Raw genomic sequence first — 15,020 nt, forward strand, 5'->3', positions numbered from 1 at the left:
CGGACGGACCACGCATGCCCCCTCCCCCGTACCCCTCGTATCCCGAAGACCTGGAGCGGCCCGGACTCGTCAGGACCGGGCGGTCGACCTTCGTCCGTCCCATCCGCCCGGAGGACGCCGACCGCCTGGTCGCGTTCGTCGGCAGCCTGTCCCGGGCCACCCTTGCCTACCGCTCGCTCGGTCCGGTGGTCCGCGCCCGCGACGACGTCATCCGGCGCGGCGCCCACGTGGACTACCTCAACGAACTGGCGCTCGTCGCCCTGGCCGGTGACGAGATCGCCGGCCTGGTGCGCTACGTCCGCGACCCCGAGGAACCGGAACACGCCGAGGTCACGTTCACCATCCGGGACGACCACCAGAGCGAGGGGTTCGGCAGGCTGCTCCTGGAGCACATCGCCGCCGCCGCACGCGCACGGGGTATCCGGGTGCTGGAGGCCGACGTCCTTGCCGACAACACCCGGATGATCAACGTGTTCCTCGGCTCCGGCTACCGGATCGAGGCCGGCCCGCCCGGCCAGATCATCCACTTCGAGATCGCCGTCGACCCTCAGGCCCAGGCCGTGGCCCGGGCCGAGCGCCGCGAGCACACGGCGGTACGACGCTCCCTGCGGCCACTGTTCGAGCCACGTTCGGTCGCCGTGATCGGGGCCAACCGCAGCCCGCTGACGATCGGCCACGAGATCGTGGCCAACCTGCTGCGGGGCGGGTTCGGCGGCAGTGTGTTCCCGGTCAACCCGCGGGCCGAGCGGATCGCCGGCCTGCCGGCCTACGCAAGCGTCCGCGACCTGCCCGAACCGCCGGACCTGGCCCTGTTGGCCGTGCGGGCCGAGGCCGTCCCCGATGCCGTACGGGAGTGCGCGGACGTCGGGGTCAAGGCGGTGGTCGTCGTCTCGACGGGCTTCGGCGAGACCGGGGCTGAAGGACGGGCCACCGAGCTGGAGCTGGCCCGTTTCGCCCGTGCCTCCGGAATGCGGCTGGTGGGCCCGAACTGCATGGGCGTGGTCAACACGACCCCCGCGGCGCGCCTCGCCGCCACCTTCTCGCCCGCCCTGCCCACGCCCGGCCGGGTGGCGATGTCCAGCCAGTCCGGGCCGCTGGGGCTCGCGGTGCTCGACTTCGCCCGTCGGCTGCGGCTCGGCTTCTCCGGCTTCGTCTCGGTGGGCCACGCCGTGGACGTGTCCACCGACGAGCTGCTCCAGTGGTGGGAGGAGGACCCGGGCACCTCGGTGATCCTGCTGCACGTCGAGACGTTCGGCGACCCGAGCCGGTTCGCCCGCGTCGCCCGCCGCATCGCACCGCGCAAACCGATCGTCGCCGTCCACCCCGGCCATGCGGACTCGGCCGTGAGCTCGCTGTTCGCCCAGTCCGGCGTGATCCGCACCCGCAGTCTCCAGGAGCTGTTCGACGTTGCCCTCCTGCTCGCCCACCAGCCGCCCCCGCCCGGCAACCGGGTCGCCGTGATCACCAACGCCGGCGGCCCCGCGTCGCTGACGGTCGGCGCGTGCGCGGCGAGCGGCCTGTGCGTACCCACACTCGGCGAGCACACCCGGCAGACGCTCGGTTCGGCCCTCTCGCCCCACGCGGACGTCTCCAACCCGATCGACCTGACGCCCACGGCCACGGCCGCCCACTACCGCCAGGCGCTCGACGCCGCCCTGGCCGACGACGACATCGACGCGGCCGTCGTCCTGTTCATGCCGCCGCTGGCGGACAAGCCCGACGAGGTCGCCTCGGCGATCCTCGACGCGGCAACGGCCCGACCCGACAAACCGGTGCTGGCGAGCTTCCTGGGCGGCGCGGGCGTCGCCGATCTCCTGCACCGGGGCGACCTGGTGGTACCGACGTACACGTTCCCCGAGGCCGCGGCCACCTCGCTCGGACACGCGGCGGCCTACCAGGCCTGGCGCAGCACCCCCGCGGGTGTCGTACCGGACCTCGCGGGAGTCGACGCCGAGCGGGCCCGGTCGCTCATCGCCTCCTCCACCCCCGGGCCGGTCCCCGCGGCGGTCGCCGCCGAACTGCTCGCCGCGTACGGAATCGCCGTACGCGCCGGCGAACCGGCCCCCGGACCGGACGCGTTTCTCACCGTCCGCGCCGACCCGGTCTTCGGCCCGGTGGTCGCCTTCGGCCTCACCGGGGACTACGCCGACCTCATGGCGGACGTCGCCCACCGCGTCACTCCGCTCAGCGACCGCGACGCCCGCGAGATGGTCCGCTCGCTGCGGGCGGCCCCGCTGCTGGACGGCCGGGCCGGCGGCCCGGGTGTGGATCTCGCAGCCCTTGAGGAGACCGTCCTGCGGATCTCGGCGATGGTCGAGGACCATCCCGGGATCGAGGCGCTCGAACTGCGCCCGGTACGGCTCCTGCCACCCGGGGACGGCGTGGCCGTCGCGCACGCGACGATCCGGCTGGCCCACAACCCAGCAGCAGGAGGTTCCTCGTGAAGGTGGGCATCTACTTCGACCTGCGCAACCCACCGCCGTGGCGGCAGAGTTGGTCGCGGGTGTACGGGTTCGCCCTGGAGATGTGCGAGGAAGCGGACCGCCTCGGCCTCGACTCGGTCTGGTTCTCCGAACACCACGGCTTCGAGGACGGCTACCTCCCCCAGCCGCTCACCATGGCCGCCGCGGCCGCCGCCCGCACCCGCCGGGTGCGCCTGGGCACCGCGGTCATCCCCGCACCGCTTCACGCGGCACCCGAGATCGCCGAACAGGCCGCGATCGTGGACATCATCAGCGACGGCCGCCTGGACCTCGGTCTGGGCACCGGCTACCGGGTGCCCGAGTACCGGTTGTACGGAGCGGACCTCACCAAGCGCTACACCACGACCGATCAACGAGTACGGGAGATCCGCGGCCTGTGGGCCGAGTCCCTGGTCGTCCCCGGCCCGGTCCAGGATCCGCTGCCGATCTGGCTCGGCTACCAGGGTCCGCAGGGCGCCCGGCGGGCCGGCCGGCTCGGCACAGGGCTGCTGTCCCTCAACCCGGCGCTGCTGACGCCGTACCGGGAAGGGCTCGCCGAGAGCGGATACGACGTGTCGGCGGCCCGTATGCAGGGCTCGTTCACCACGTTCGTCACCGAGGACCCCGACGGCGACTGGCCCGTGGTGCGCCGACACCTGGCGTACCAATGGGACAGCTACCGCCGGTACATGGTGGAGGGGACCGACCAGCCGGCCCCTCGCCCCATCGACCCCGAGAAGTGGCGGGAGACGGGGCTGAGCGCGACCGGAGTCGGACAGTTCCTGTACGGCACTCCGCAGGAGGTCGCCGATGCCATCAAGGCGTACGTGACAGGGTTGCCGGTCGAGGGCGTGTTCCTGTGGGCCTCGCTGGCCGGGATGCCCGAGGAGATGGTGGCCCGGCAGGTCCAGCTCATCGCCGGGAAGCTGCGCCCGCTGCTGGCCGATGCCTGACGCTCCGACGCCCGACAAGAGGAGTCACATCATGTCCACGACGCCACCGACGGGTCCCTGGGCGGGGGCCGACTTCCAGGAACCGCCCCGCACCCCTGGCGGGGTGGCCCTGTGCGGGGCGTGCCGCGCCGCCGGTTCCTGCCGACTGGGGATTGAGCATGAGCGGCTCGACGAGGACGGGTCGGCGTGCTTCGAGCTGTCCTGCCCGCGTGACCAGGAGGGCGGACCCGACGTCGCGCACGGCGGCTGGACCGCGGCCGTCCTGGACGACTGTCTCGGCCACCTTCCGCTACTGCACCGGGTGTTGAGCGTGACGGCGGAACTGACCGTGAGCTTCGTGAAGCCGGTGCCGGTGCAGCGGCCGCTGGAGGTCCGGGCCTGGGTGGAGAAGCGGGAGGGCAGGCGCTGGTACATCGCGGGAGAGATGGTGCTGCTGCCGACGCGGGCCGTGCTGGCCCGGGTCTCCGGGATCTGGGTGACCCGGGACCAGGGCCACTTCGCGCGGCACCAGGAATGGCTGGCCGGCCAGGACGGCGAGGCCAAGAAGGAGTAGCCGGCGGGCCGGGGCGGCGGGGCTCAGTAGGACCTGAGCCCCATGCTGCGGGCTATGCCGTTGCGCTGGATCTGGCTCGTACCCCCGGAGATCGTGGCCACGATCGACTCCCGGTAGCGGAAGCTCATCACGCTCTCGGTCGAGAAGCCGTGTCCCGCGCAGACCTGCATCCCGAGCCGGGCCGCCGCCACATACGTCTCCGAGCCCTTGAGTTTCGCCATCGACCCTTCCCGTGTGCAAGGCTTGCCCTGGGCGAGCAGCCAGGCGGCCCGGTAGGCGAGCAGCCGGGCGGAGTCGATCTCGGTCTGCAGGTCGGCCATGGCGTGGGCGAGCGCCTGGAAGTTGCCGATCGGACGGCCGAAGGCGTGCCGGGTGCGGGCGTATTCGAGCATCTCGTCGAGCGTGGCCTGAGCCGCGCCCAGGTAGCCTCCGGTGATGATCACCTTCTCCAGCTCGATGTTGGAGAGCATCACCTTCCAGCCCTCGTCGCGCGGGCCGACGAGGTTCTCCTTCGCCACCAGGGCGTCGTTGAAGAAGACCTCGTTGGTGCCCAGGATGTGCCGGGCCAGCGTCGGCGTCCGGCGGACCTCGACGCCCTCGGTCGCGGGATCGACGAGCAGCAGGCTGATGCCGCCGTGCTTGGGCTCGCGAGGCCCGGTCCGGACGTACGTGGCGATGGTCGTGTCGGGCAGGCCGCCGCCCGTGCACCACGCCTTCTGGCCGCGGACGAGGAAGTTGTCCCCGTGGTCCTCGGCAGTGGTGCGCAGCGCCGCGGCGTCGGACCCGCTGTCCGGCTCGCTGAGGCCGACGGCGAGCCGGTGGCGGCCCGTCATGACCTGCGTACGGATGAAGTCGCGTTGCGCCTCGCTGCCCCACCGGAACACCGTGATCCCGGGGATGAGCACGCCGATGTAGCACATGGCGACATCGAAACTGGCGCGCCCGAGTTCCTCGGCGATCAGGATGAGCTCCAGCGGCCCGCCGCCGTCACCGCCCTCCTCCTCGGCGAACGGAAGCGAGAACCACCCGAGGTCGGCCATGCCCCCGAACAGCTCGGGCGGCACGACGCCCTCCTCGTCCCACTGCTTGGCCTTCTCTGCCGGGCACACGTCGGCGACGAACTGCCGAGCCGTCGCGCGCAACAGGTCCTGCTCGTCGGTCAGCCCGAAGTCCACGGCCACTCCTCGCGGGGTACAGGGTATTCATCTATCTAATTATTCTATGTTAGCGGATAGAGGGAACGGCGGTAGTGGGAGCGTCGGCAGGGGCGCCGGCGGCAGCAGCCGGCACAGAGCCGAGCACGGGCGCGTGGACGTGGGACGGGCGCGTGGACGTGGGACGGGCCGAGTTGCCGGGCCGGACTCGACGTTTCGGCGGAGGCCTGGTGCTGTTGTTCAGCACGATCGTGTCCGTGCGCAGCGAGTCGTGGAGGTGGCCGAGGATCTGCCGGCAGGCCGGACCGTCGACCAACGCCAGGAGCACGAGGCCGGCCTTCGCCACATCCTCGTTCGTACCAGCGAGCGACTACCGGCGCAGGAGCGACTCGGGATTCCGCAGGGCGTGCCACAGTCCCGCTGCGAGTGGTACGACCGTCATGGCGAAGCAGACCCAGAACACGAACACGGCCTCGGGCGCAAGGTCGTAGACGGTGCCGTCATCCCACTGGCAGTAGGCCCGCGGGGGAAACGGGGTGGATATTGCCGAGACCTTCCCGCTCCCGATGATGCCCTTTTGCATCGGCTCCCTGGGGCAGGGGGCGGTCTCCGGGAACAGGAAGGGGTCGTCCGCCGTCATGATCACGACCCAGGTGACGGCGCCGAGCGGCACCGACCAGAACACTGCGGTCCGCACCCACAGCGGCAGCCTCGGCTGCACCAGCAACCCGCGCAGCGCGACCCAGACGACCACGAGCCCGACGAAGACCGGGAGCAGCGTCATGACCGCACGGCGGCCTTCCGGGCGCGGAACGTGTTCGCGTAGCCCGCGCCGATGGCGAGCAGGGCGGCGGCAAGAGCGAGGGACGCGGTCGCCCAGTTCATCCACACGTAGCCGGGATCACTGGAGTACACCGTGCCGTCGTCGCGGACGCAGTCGAAGCGGAGTGGCAGATACGAGGACCGATGGTGAGAGAGGCCCTGTTTCGTTTCCGCGTCGAAGCCGTCGCGGCAGTCCGGAGCCGGAATCGAATCCGCGCCGTCGCCGAACGCCTGCTCTGACATCGAAACGGCAAGGAACCCCAGCGAGTGGACAACCGCGGCCGCCCACGCGGCCGTTCCCGCCGCACGGCGCAGCAGATGCACCACCCAGGGCTCGGGCCGACCGGGGAACACCATCGCGACCACCCTCGCCGCGGCTGCGAGCGAGCCGACGGCGCAGGCCGCGAAGAGACCGAAAGCCACCAGCACGCCCGTCACTCCCCTCCGAGCGGGGGCAAGGCTTGAGAGACACGAGGGGCGGCATGCATGCGGCCACCTCATCAGTGCCGCACCGGCCCGTCTGTGGCGGAAGCCACTCCTCCCGTCACAGTCGAGTCACAGCAGGCAAGTCTTTCGACGCCGCCCGAGTTCGAGGGCAAGGTGGCGGGCGAGCCGGCGGTGACGGCATCCCCATCGCGGTCGATGCCTGCGGCGAGGGTGCGGATGGCGGCCAGGTCAACTGCCGGAAACGTCGTACCACTTCGGGAGTCCTTCGCCCTTGCGCTCGGTGAGCATCGGGGCGAAGGCGCTGACGTGCCCGGTGAGGACTCCGGCGCCGGGCACGCTGCCGGCCCCGTCATCTCGGGCGCGGCCAAGCCCGGGAGCGCGCGTCGCAGTTCGGTTCATGACTGCACGTGCCGATGTGGGAACGCACGGCAGCCGGACCGTGCCCTGCCGAGTACCCTCCGGCGGCCCTTTGGACTCAGCCGCCGCTCTTACGCCGAAACGACCGCTGACTCGCAGCCGGGCCGTGCGCCCCGCGGATCTTCGACGCGTCCGAGTTCGCAGCGAGGGCGGCCGCGTCCGCCTGCATGCCCCGCTTGCGCGCCAGAGCCTCCCGGAATTTGCGCTTCAAGTCGTCCTGGCCTTCGTCCTCGGGGGCCGACGCGGGCTCCTCGATGTCGGCCGGCTCCGGACTTTCCTGCGGTGAGGGCTCTGCAGTCATGGTGGCCTCCTGGATCGGGCAGTGGGAAGCACAGCTTGTCACAGGCCAAGCGGTCCGCGGTCAGACGCCAGTCCGGGCCCGCGTCCGCGAAGGTCGCCGAGGCCCCTCACGCTCACCGGGGGCCGGCTCCTCATGGAGGTCATGGCGGGCACCTCCCGGCACGTGGTCGTCTTCCCGTCGAGTTCTCCAACGGCTAGGCCAGGAACATCGCACCAGGAAAGCACCACATCCAGGCCCCCTTTGCCTCGCCGGACGAGCCGACACGTCGGCGTGCCCTTCACGGTGCTCCGCGACGCCACCTTCCACGGTTCCCGACCAGCCGGCTCCCAGGTGTGGACGGAGCCCGCAGGCCCCGCGGACCGTGCGGTTGCTCCCCTTCCAAGAGGCGAGGAGACTGGCGAGTAAGGGGGTTTTCCTACCTAAACGGGGTTTTATCTCTCGGGCAGTGCCCTGTCGCCGTGACGAATCCGGCCGGGACGACCGCGCCCCTGAGGAGAGCCACGCCCATGAGAAGAGGCGAGTGCGATGTCGCGTCAGTACTACCAGCGTGGCAACCTCGTCGAGGCGGAGGAACTCGACGATGTGGTCGCGGTGAAAGTGGAGACGGACGGTGTCAGGGCCGCCGCCGACGCGGAGGCGGAGCTGGGTACCAGTGCCCGGGGAGCGATGCGTGACGCGGGAATCGATGACGCGACCACCGCCGCCTTCGCCCGAGCGCACTGGGTGTTCGTCAGGCCCAACCGGCGAACCCGAGCGGCGGTCGACGTAGGGGAGGACATCTCCAGGGCGGAGGCAGCGGGCAAGGTCATCCGGCGGCCCAACGGCAGGATCGGTATCGCGACCGACGCGCTGAACGTCCAACTGCAGCCGTCGCTCTCGAGGGAGGAGGCGGAGCGCGAGATCGAGGCGGCCGGCCTGACGGTCGTCAACAAACTCGGCTTCGCGACGAACCTGTACGAGGTGCGGGCCAGGGCCGCCGAGGACGCCCTCGCGGCCTCCGTGGAGCTGCACGACAACGACCGTTTCGTCTTCGCCGAACCGTCGTTCATCGAGCACGTCCCGCCCCGGTTCCACCCCTCCGACCCCGAATACCCCAGGCAGTGGCAGTGGGACAACACCGGTATCAACGGCGGCAAGCCGGGCGCCGACGTCCACATCGAGAAGGCGTGGGACCAGACTCTCGGAGAGGGCGTCCGCGTCGCTGTCATCGACAACGGCTTCGATGTCCGCCACAAGGATCTCGCCAACGCGCTGCACCCGGGCTCGGGCTTCTACAGCAGCGGCGTGGTGGGCGTGACCTTCACCCAGAACACCGTGGGCATGCCCGACGAGGACCACGGCACCTTCTGCGCCGGGATGGTCGGCGCCCGGCACAACGGCTCTGGCGGGGTCGGTGCGGCCCCCGAGTGCGACCTCATGCTGGTGGCGTGCCTGGGAGACCAGGTCGGCACGCAGACGACACTGGCCCGTGCCGTGGCGTACGCCGCCGACCCCTCTACCGAGCCCGGAGCCGGCGCACAGCAAGGCGCGGACATCCTGGTCAGCAGCCTGGGCCCGAACGGTGCGGACTGGGACCTGACCGACACGCTGAAGCTGGCCCTCGAATTCGCCGCCGCCACTGGACGCCAGGGCAAGGGACTGCCGATCTTCTGGGCGGCCAGCAACGGCAGGAACGTCGACATCATGCTGGACGAGGTGGTCTCCCATCCGGATGTCATCGCGGTGGTCCGGTCGAACAACAAGGACCGGGAGGACAACGCGGCCCGCGGCCCCGAGGTCGAACTGATCGCCCCCGGAGTCGATGTCTTCAGTACGACGTCCGGAGGCGGCTTCGGCCCGAGCACCGGCACCAGCTTCGCCGCCCCCTGCGCAGCCGGCTGCGCGGCACTGGCGCTGGCGGCCAGTCCCGCCCTGACCCGCGACCAACTGCGCGAGATCATGCACCAGTCGGCCGACAAGATCGGCGGCCCGGGTGTCGTCTACGACGGCAACGGCCACAACGACGACTACGGCTTCGGTCGGGTGAACGCCGCGCAGGCCATCGCGCTCGCCCAACTGGTCGCCGGGCGTACGGCACCGCGATGAGCGACACGGGCGGCACAGGCGGCGCGGGCGAGGTCCCCACGGTCTTGCGCTGCCACGTCGTCGCCGAAAACGCCGACGCGCTGCGGAAGTTCATCGAGGAGACCGGGCCCGACACCGGCTGCCGCCCCATCGCCCGGGACACCGCGGCCGGCCTCGGCCTCGACGTCTACTTCCGCCAGGACCAGCTCGACTCGGCCAGATCGGCCAGGTCGGCACCACGCGTGAACATCACCGCGGTCGAGAACGTCACGGAGAACTGGCAGGCCAGGAAGCAGGAGGTCAGCGAAGGCGACCGCTTCGCGGCCCGGGGGGCCTTGCCCCGCGGGCTCGGCCGCAAGGAGTGACCACGATCCGACAACCCGCGCGTCCGGACGGAGTGACCGTGTACCTCAACGTAGCCGAGATCGAATCGGCGATCAGCAGCCTGCACGCCGTCCACCCGGGGGTGACGGAGGTCCTCACGCCACCCCACCCCACCCACGAGGGCCGCACGGCACGCCTGCTGCGGATCGGGGCCAGGCCGGCCGACGACGCCGACGGCATTCTGGTCCTGGGCGGTGTCCACGGCCGCGAATGGGCGCCGCCCGACGCCCTCGTCTCACTCGCCGCAGACCTGCTGGAAGCCCACAGTCTGGGCACCGGCCTCGGCTACGGCTCGACGTCGTACACGGCCGCCCAGGTGGGACACGTCATCGACAGCCTCAACCTCTTCCTCTACCCGTGCGTGAACCCCGACGGCCGCGCCTTCAGCCAGACGGCCAACGCGATGTGGCGCAAGAACCGCCGTCCGGCACCGGCCGGACACGGCAGCCCGTCCTGCGCGGGCGTGGACCTGAACCGCAATTTCGACTTCCTCTGGGACCACATCGCCAAGTTCGCCCCCGACGCGGACGTCCACACCTCCGACAACCCCTGCGACCCGCAGACGTACCGGGGGCCGTCCGCCGCCTCGGAGCCCGAGACCCGCAACGTCGTCTGGGCGCTCGACACCCATCCGCGCATCCGCTGGCTGGTCGACGTCCACAGCGCCGTACCCGTGATCCTGCACAACTGGGGCTCGGACCGGAACCAGTCCACCACCCCGACCGACAATTTCCGCAACCCCGCACTCGACGCCGTCCGCGGCCGCAAGGACGACGACATCGGCGAGTTCATTCCCCATCAGGACCTGAAGTCCGCCGCCGAACTGGCCGAGCGTATGAACGACGCAGTCCGCGGAGTGCGCGGCGTCGACTACGGGTTCGAGGCGGCATACGGCCTCTACCCCACCTCCGGCACCAGCGACGACTACGCCTACAGCCGCCATTTCACCACCCCTGCCGCCACCAAAACCCTCGGCTACACCATCGAATGCGGCACCTCGTTCCAGCCTCCGTACCAGGAGGCCGAGCACGTCATCCGCGAGGTCTCGGCAGCGCTCCTGGCCCTCGCCCTCAACGTCCGCTGAAGTCCACCCTGTAGCTGCACCTGATACCTCCGTGCGGACAGGCTTCACTCGTTGCCCATGCAACCACCGTGCTTCAAGTGGCAGGACGGGTGAAGAGGACAGATTCTGTAAGAGATCCCCCCTCTCTCGAAGGAGCCTCGTATGACTACGCAAGAGATCCCTACCGACCGAGCCCTCTCTGCCGAGGAAGGCAAGGAGCTCAAGAAGCGAATCTCCGAGACCAGAGCGACCGGACAGTGGCACTGGATGGGAAACTACGGAGACGTCTACGACGTGGTCGCGGTCGCGAACGCTGCGCCGAAGTGCGAGGCCGGCGAACTCATCACCGGTTTCCACGAGAACGGCCTGATCCCGACGTTCATGTACAAGTAGCGAGAGAAAGCCCCTTCGCCGGATCGCAGCGTTGACGAACCGTGGGAGCAACGGCGAAGGGCTGACGAGAGGCGCCGGGACGCGTACTGAAGTGCGCGACCGGCGCCTCACTGTCACGACCCCGGCGACCGCCCGCGCCCGGAACGCCGTCCAGGGCGGTGACGCCTCCTCGTCACCCAGCCCGCCCGCAGTGCCCGTGGCCTGAGCTGCGCTCCTGCCGTTGACGGCCCCTCGATGCGTTCGCCACCGGGGCACGATGCCAACTTTCGACGGCATCACGCCCAGACGCACGTGCAATGAATCGTCGTCCGCCGTGGACGGGGTGGTATGCCCGGCGATCTGACGTAGCGCCTTCTTGCGCTCACGTCCGGAGCCCACGTCTGGAGAACGGCATCGCCCTGCTACATGTTGATCATGTGTCCCGCGAGGCCGTGGACGGCTTCCTTGACGGCCTCGCCCAGGGTCGGGTGGGCGTGGACGTTGCGGGCGACCTCGTGGACGGTGAGGTCCCACTGCTGGGCCAGGGTCAGTTCGGGGAGGAGTTCGGTGACGTCCGGACCGATCAGGTGGCCGCCGATCAGTTCGCCGTACCTGGCATCGCTGATGAGCTTCACGAAGCCGCTCGCGTCACCCAGGCCGTGCGCCTTGGCGTTCGCGGTGAAGGGAAACTTCGCGACCTTGACGTCGTAGCCCTTCTCCCGGGCCTGGGCCTCGGTGTAGCCGAAGCTGGCGATCTGCGGCTGGCAGAAGGTGGCGCGCGGGATCATCGCGTAGTCCAGCTCCATGGTCTCCGCGTCCGCGATCGTCTCGGCAGCGATGACGCCCATGGCCTCGGCGGCGTGCGCGAGCATGAGCTTCGCGGTGACGTCCCCGATGGCGTAGATGTGCGGGACGGAGGTGCGGCAGCGCCCGTCGACGTCGATGGCGCCGCGCTCGGTGACCGTCACGCCGGTGTTCTCCAGGCCGTAACCGGTCACGTTCGGTGCGAAGCCGATCGCCTGCAGGACCTTGTCGGCCTCCAGGACCTGCTGCGCGCCGTCCTTGCCGGTGACCGTGACGCGGACCTGTGGGCCGGACTCGTCGATGGAGTCGACCCTGGTGGAGGTGAGCACGTCGATGCCCAGGCGCCGGTACTGTTTGGCCAGTTCGGCGGAGACCTCGGTGTCCTCCAGGGGTGCCATCCGGTCCAGGAACTCGACGATCGTGACCTTCACGCCGTAGTTGTGCAGCACGTAGGCGAACTCGATGCCGATCGCGCCGGCGCCGGCGATCACGATCGACTGCGGAAGGTCCTCGGCCAGGATCTGCTCCTCGTACGTCACCACGCGGGAGGTACGGCGGGTGCCGGGCAGCAGCTTCGGTGTCGCGCCGGTGGCGATGATGCAGTGATCGAAGCCGATGGTGCGGGTGTTGCCGTCGTAGTCGGCCACCTGGATCGTGTGCGGATCGCGGAACGTGCCGCGCCCGCTGATCTCCGCGATCTTGTTCTTCTTCATCAGGTAGTGGACGCCCTTCACCCGGCCGTCCGCCACCTTGCGGCTGCGGCGGAACGCCTCGCCGTAGTCGAAGGACACCTTCCCCTCGACCTTGATGCCGAACGTCTTCGCCTCGCGCGTGAAGACATGCGCCAGCTCGGCGTTGCGCAGCAGGGCCTTGGTGGGGATGCAGCCCACGTTCAGGCAGACGCCGCCCCAGTACTTCTCCTCCACGACCGCGACGCTCCTGCCGAGCTGGGCCGCGCGGACGGCGGCGACGTATCCGCCGGGGCCCGCTCCGAGGACGACGACGTCGAAGTGCTCGCCCTGCTCATCCATGGAAGGTTCCTCTCCGTTGGGGCGCCGGCTCCCGTGAGGGGCCGACTCGCTCCCTATCCAACAACCTGTTCATCAACTCGACAGAGGCGGCATCCGTCACCGCCCGCCGCAGGGAAGCCGGTGGAGGACGAGGGAGGCGCCCCTGTGGTTCACCACCTCGGCGGTGGTTCCCCGGGCATCCGCTTCAGCGTCCCGGCGCCGTGATCTATGCCCGTTCAGCCATCATCGGGGGCGGGCCGACGCCCCGTCGACTTCGTGTACTCCGGCTTCGGCGGCCCCGAGCCCGAGGGTGTCGAGGCCGAAGGCGGCGACCGGGCCGTGCGCACCGGGCTTGAGGACGGCACCCGGCCGGGCCGCATGGGCGGCGCCCCAGGCCAGCACACGCTGCCCGATGTACCCCGTCGCACCCAGCCACACGATCCTGCGCTTTGCCACGGCTCCGCCTGCCTTCCGGAGGGCATTGCCGATGACGGTCAACGACTGACCTCAAGTCATTCACTGACCTCGGGTCACCGAATATACGATGGTCGCATGCAAGGGCCAAACCGACGACAGATGTATGCGGAGCAGACCCGGGCGGACCTGGTGGCGGCCGCCCGGAAGTTGTTCGTGGACAACGGGTTCGCGGGCACCTCGGTCGAGGCCATCACCGGCGCGGCACTGGTCAGCAAGGGCACCTTCTACCACCACTTCCCGGACAAGCAGGCGATCTTCGCCGAGCTCTACACGGAGCTGATCCAGCAGGTCGGCGCCCTGGCAGACGTGACGTCCGAGGCGATCCGTGCGGCACCCGGCGAGCCCGCCATGGCCGCGGTGGCCGGCCTCACGCACGCCTTCCTGCGGCGAACCATCGACGACCCCCTGCACCGAGAGCTGATGGCCCAGGCACCCTCGGTCCTGGGAGCGCAGTACCGGCACATCAACGACACCGTCGCCCAGCCTCAGACCGAACGGCTGCTGACCGCTTTGGCCGAACGCGGTGAACTGCAACCGGACGTTCCCGTCCCCACTGCCGCCCGGCTGCTGTTGGCCGGTCTGTGCGAGGGCAACCAGATCATCGCCGCCGCGGCGGACCGGGAGGACGCCCTGAACAGGACGTTCCATGCGATCACCCTGCTGATGTCGGGCCTGGCTGCCGACGGCATCAGCGCCCGGTCGGCCTGAAACGGGGTCCTGGTGGACGGCGTCGGCCCCTGGCGGCACGCCTCGGCCGCCGTGGCCTCTCGTTACCGTGCCGCCTCATCCTCGAGGTCGCGGACCAGGCCGATGGCCCGTCCCAGGGTGGCGAGCCGGGCGTCGAGGGTCTCGCCGGCGGGATAGAAACGAACGGTGTCGACACCGACGTCGCGCCACACGCGCAGCCGCGCGCGCACCATGTCCTCGGTTCCGATCAGTGTGGTCGCCAGCACCATCTCGTCGGTGACCAGGCCGGCGGCGCCGTCCCGGTCCCCGGCCTGCCAGCGGGTCCGGACCTCGGCCGCCACCTCGGCCCATCCCTGGCGGCTGTAGGCGTTGTTGTAGAAGTTCGTGGTCGCGGAGCCCATGCCGCCGAGGCTGAAGGCCAGTTCCTTCTTGCGTCCGGCCACCATCGCGCGCAGCGCGTCCTCGTCGTCCGCGAAGGCGACCTCGGCGCCCTGGCAGATGTCGAGGTCGGCGCGCTCGCGACCGGCGCCGGCCAAGCCCCGGTCCAGGTGGTCGAAGTACGCCTCCTGGGCGCCCTCGGGTACGAAACTGGTGCCCAGCCAGCCGTCGGCGATCTCACCGGTCAGGTGCAGCATCTTCGGCGAGAGGGTGGCCAGGTAGACGGGGATGTCGTACTCACTTCCAGGGTGCTGGTCATGTTGGCCTCGAACTCCCGCATGCGCACGTAGACGATCTTCTGCTCCTTGTCCGGCATGCGGTCGATGGCGAGGGAGAGACCTGAGCGGGCCGGGCCCATCTGCATCCATTCCCTCAGCAGAGTGCCGCCGTTCTGCGGCTCCAGCGTGAACCGCCAGATCGCTGTCGGGTGCCGCGGATCCTCGACCGCCCAGGCGGGTTCGTCCAGTCGTGAGACCCACCAGGTGAAGCGAGCAGCGACCGGTGCGCGGTCTCTTGTGTTCCATCAATAACGAGATTACGGATGCGTTCCGAACTCTTGACGGACGCCTCATGACTGCGTAGACATGGCAGCGCAGTCAGACGCACGGACGG

14 protein-coding genes and 2 pseudogenes are annotated in these 15,020 nt (G+C 70.1%); 8 read left to right on the forward strand and 8 right to left on the reverse strand.

The features are described 5' to 3' along the window. The first annotated feature begins 14 nt into the window (after positions 1–14). From ACZ5XS_RS19000 to ACZ5XS_RS19010, 3 genes are read left to right on the forward strand one after another with little or no spacing between them, the layout of a single operon-like run. The gene (locus ACZ5XS_RS19000) at positions 15–2,444 is read left to right on the forward strand and encodes a bifunctional acetate--CoA ligase family protein/GNAT family N-acetyltransferase (RefSeq protein ID WP_468652674.1); all 2,430 of its coding nucleotides are present in this window, start codon (positions 15–17) and stop codon (positions 2,442–2,444) included. Then, positions 2,441–3,415: an LLM class flavin-dependent oxidoreductase gene (locus tag ACZ5XS_RS19005; protein WP_468652676.1), complete on the forward strand. Its 975-nt coding sequence runs from the start codon at positions 2,441–2,443 to the stop codon at positions 3,413–3,415. Before ACZ5XS_RS19000 ends, ACZ5XS_RS19005 begins: the two co-directional genes overlap by 4 nt. Before the next feature lie 31 nt (positions 3,416–3,446). Further along, positions 3,447–3,968 (forward strand): PaaI family thioesterase, encoded by a 522-nt coding sequence (locus tag ACZ5XS_RS19010; protein ID WP_468652678.1) that lies wholly within the window; start codon positions 3,447–3,449, stop codon positions 3,966–3,968. Positions 3,969–3,991: 23 nt separating this feature from the next. On the opposite strand, the gene ACZ5XS_RS19015 is transcribed toward ACZ5XS_RS19010, so the two are convergent. The 4 genes from ACZ5XS_RS19015 to ACZ5XS_RS19030 form a co-directional block, all read right to left on the reverse strand. Beyond that, positions 3,992–5,143, reverse strand: a complete 1,152-nt coding sequence (locus ACZ5XS_RS19015) for an acyl-CoA dehydrogenase family protein (RefSeq protein ID WP_468652680.1) — start codon at positions 5,141–5,143, stop codon at positions 3,992–3,994. 349 nt (positions 5,144–5,492) lie between these two features. Then, positions 5,493–5,906 (reverse strand): hypothetical protein, encoded by a 414-nt coding sequence (locus ACZ5XS_RS19020; RefSeq protein WP_468652682.1) that lies wholly within the window; start codon positions 5,904–5,906, stop codon positions 5,493–5,495. Continuing rightward, positions 5,903–6,382, reverse strand: a complete 480-nt coding sequence (locus ACZ5XS_RS19025; protein WP_468652684.1) for a hypothetical protein — start codon at positions 6,380–6,382, stop codon at positions 5,903–5,905. Before ACZ5XS_RS19025 ends, ACZ5XS_RS19020 begins: the two co-directional genes overlap by 4 nt. Positions 6,383–6,866: 484 nt before the next feature. Then, on the reverse strand, positions 6,867–7,109 hold the full coding sequence (locus ACZ5XS_RS19030) for a DUF5302 domain-containing protein (protein ID WP_468652686.1): 243 nt from the start codon (positions 7,107–7,109) through the stop codon (positions 6,867–6,869). A 525-nt stretch (positions 7,110–7,634) separates the two neighbouring features. Between ACZ5XS_RS19030 and ACZ5XS_RS19035 the strand changes: the two genes are divergently transcribed. The 4 genes from ACZ5XS_RS19035 (at position 7,635) to ACZ5XS_RS19050 (ending at position 11,013) form a co-directional block, all read left to right on the forward strand. Beyond that, positions 7,635–9,194, forward strand: coding sequence for a S8 family serine peptidase (locus ACZ5XS_RS19035; protein ID WP_468652688.1), 1,560 nt, complete (start codon positions 7,635–7,637; stop codon positions 9,192–9,194). Beyond that, positions 9,191–9,538 carry a hypothetical protein gene (locus ACZ5XS_RS19040; protein WP_468652690.1) on the forward strand — a complete coding sequence of 116 codons (348 nt, stop codon included), beginning with the start codon at positions 9,191–9,193 and terminating at the stop codon, positions 9,536–9,538. The genes ACZ5XS_RS19035 and ACZ5XS_RS19040 overlap by 4 nt, the downstream gene beginning before the upstream one ends. 38 nt (positions 9,539–9,576) lie before the next feature. Continuing rightward, the gene (locus ACZ5XS_RS19045) at positions 9,577–10,641 is read left to right on the forward strand and encodes a M14 family metallopeptidase (RefSeq protein WP_468652692.1); all 1,065 of its coding nucleotides are present in this window, start codon (positions 9,577–9,579) and stop codon (positions 10,639–10,641) included. Between the two features lie 141 nt (positions 10,642–10,782). Next, positions 10,783–11,013 (forward strand): hypothetical protein, encoded by a 231-nt coding sequence (locus ACZ5XS_RS19050; protein ID WP_468652694.1) that lies wholly within the window; start codon positions 10,783–10,785, stop codon positions 11,011–11,013. Between the two features lie 401 nt (positions 11,014–11,414). Here ACZ5XS_RS19050 and lpdA read toward each other — a convergent pair whose 3' ends face one another. After that, on the reverse strand, positions 11,415–12,827 hold the full coding sequence (gene lpdA / locus ACZ5XS_RS19055) for a dihydrolipoyl dehydrogenase (protein ID WP_468652696.1): 1,413 nt from the start codon (positions 12,825–12,827) through the stop codon (positions 11,415–11,417). 222 nt (positions 12,828–13,049) lie between these two features. Beyond that, the gene (locus ACZ5XS_RS19060; protein ID WP_468652698.1) at positions 13,050–13,262 is read right to left on the reverse strand and encodes a hypothetical protein; all 213 of its coding nucleotides are present in this window, start codon (positions 13,260–13,262) and stop codon (positions 13,050–13,052) included. Positions 13,263–13,358: 96 nt separating this feature from the next. Between ACZ5XS_RS19060 and ACZ5XS_RS19065 the strand changes: the two genes are divergently transcribed. Further along, positions 13,359–13,991 carry a TetR/AcrR family transcriptional regulator gene (locus ACZ5XS_RS19065; protein ID WP_468652700.1) on the forward strand — a complete coding sequence of 211 codons (633 nt, stop codon included), beginning with the start codon at positions 13,359–13,361 and terminating at the stop codon, positions 13,989–13,991. A gap of 62 nt (positions 13,992–14,053) precedes the next feature. Here ACZ5XS_RS19065 and ACZ5XS_RS19070 read toward each other — a convergent pair. Further along, a pseudogene (locus ACZ5XS_RS19070) lies at positions 14,054–14,650 on the reverse strand (LLM class flavin-dependent oxidoreductase); the annotation flags it as partial. Beyond that, positions 14,593–14,862, reverse strand: a pseudogene (locus ACZ5XS_RS19075) (hypothetical protein); the annotation flags it as partial. The pseudogenes ACZ5XS_RS19070 and ACZ5XS_RS19075, both read right to left, overlap by 58 nt. Between the last annotated feature and the right edge of the window lie 158 nt (positions 14,863–15,020).

Source organism: Streptomyces sp. NPDC033131 (assembly GCF_055578365.1).